The 1,206-nt window shown below is 63.3% G+C and carries 1 protein-coding gene; it reads right to left on the bottom strand.

The features are described from left to right. Positions 1-576 precede the first annotated feature (576 nt). Positions 577-915 carry a hypothetical protein gene (locus F6X40_RS41490; RefSeq protein ID WP_187631891.1) on the bottom strand — a complete coding sequence of 113 codons (339 nt, stop codon included), beginning with the start codon at positions 913-915 and terminating at the stop codon, positions 577-579. Positions 916-1,206 lie beyond the last annotated feature (291 nt).

Here is a 1,206-nt window from a genome sequence, read left to right as displayed (position 1 = left end):
GGACCTCGGCCATAACGGTTAGCGGTATCGTCTACGCCGCCTACGGTGGCGCCGGCACTACCTCCAACGCTGGCGGTAGTGGGGGCGGCCACAGCTCTAATATGGCTGGCGGACTCGGCGGAGCGGGCGGCTCCTTTTTCGGGACTGGCGGCCCGTATGGCTCGGGAGGAGGAGGGGCGGCCGGCTACACGGGCAATGGCGGACACGGGGCCTCGGCAACAGGGAGCGGGACAGCTACGGCAGCATCGTCCGGGGCAGGCGGAGCTGGAGGCGGAGGCGGCGCGGGTTATTCGGCCAACAACGTTAGTGGCGCATACGGAGGTGGCGGTGGCGGCGTCGGCCTTTATGGCCTTGGCACTAGCGGTGCAGGTGGCTCCAATGTGAACGCGAATGTTTTAAATGGCGGAATTGGCAGCCCCGGTGGAGGAGGCTCGAGCGGAAACTCGGGTTCGGCAGGTTCAGGCGGCGCCTATGGCGGAGGTGCGGGTGGCCAGGACGGTGGCTTGTCGGCTCAGGGCGCCGTGCGAATCATATGGGGCACTGGGCGGTCTTTTCCTAGCCTCGCGAACTGACCTCTCAAAAGAAGATGCCCCGCACGTCCATGACTTGCGGGGCATCCGAATGATTTACGGCGACTTCACCAGCCCTCCGATGATGGGCTGCGCAGCTCACAGCGTTCTGAGATTCTTCGCGGTTACCCGCCATCGCCGCGAAAGCTTCGGCATCGCTCATGGCTCGAAAGCGCAGCGCCCACAACGAGGACGGCCGGACCGCCGGCTTAACGTCAAACGGCCAGACGTGCTCGTACACCGCGTGCTCGCCCGCACCTTCTGTCTGTGGCGCAAGCGTAAAGAAGCGATAGATGCCGCCGTCTTCGTGCTGGTAGTAAGTCGGTTTCGAGAAGGCTGATTCCATGATGTACTGTTCGTGTCCCGTGGTCGATTTTAAGGCGGGCTACGCGGTGTGTAGTGCCGCCACACGCTTGACGGGCCGGCGCAGCGGATAGACTTGCGGGTTCAGCGCGGCAGGCGATGATTCTCGCGGGTCCTTTTGTCCAACGATGCGCTCATGCCTTAGGAAGCGTTGTCTGGAAACGATTTGCCTGTGCCCCAGATGATTCGGACGGCACCTTGCGAGCCTATGTTGTTTCCAGCGTAACCGTTGCCGCCGCCGCCATAGTTGCTGACTGTCGAGCCGCCTGAGGAC

The organism is Paraburkholderia sp. UCT31, from assembly GCF_014397655.1.
Lineage (GTDB): Bacteria > Pseudomonadota > Gammaproteobacteria > Burkholderiales > Burkholderiaceae > Paraburkholderia > Paraburkholderia tuberum.
This window is presented reverse-complemented; position numbering and strand designations above follow the sequence as displayed.

Coding starts and splice junctions, on each gene's coding strand:
- F6X40_RS41490 (WP_187631891.1), bottom strand. CDS start 915: ATGGAATCAGCCTTCTCGAAACCGACTTACTACCAGCACGAAGACGGC.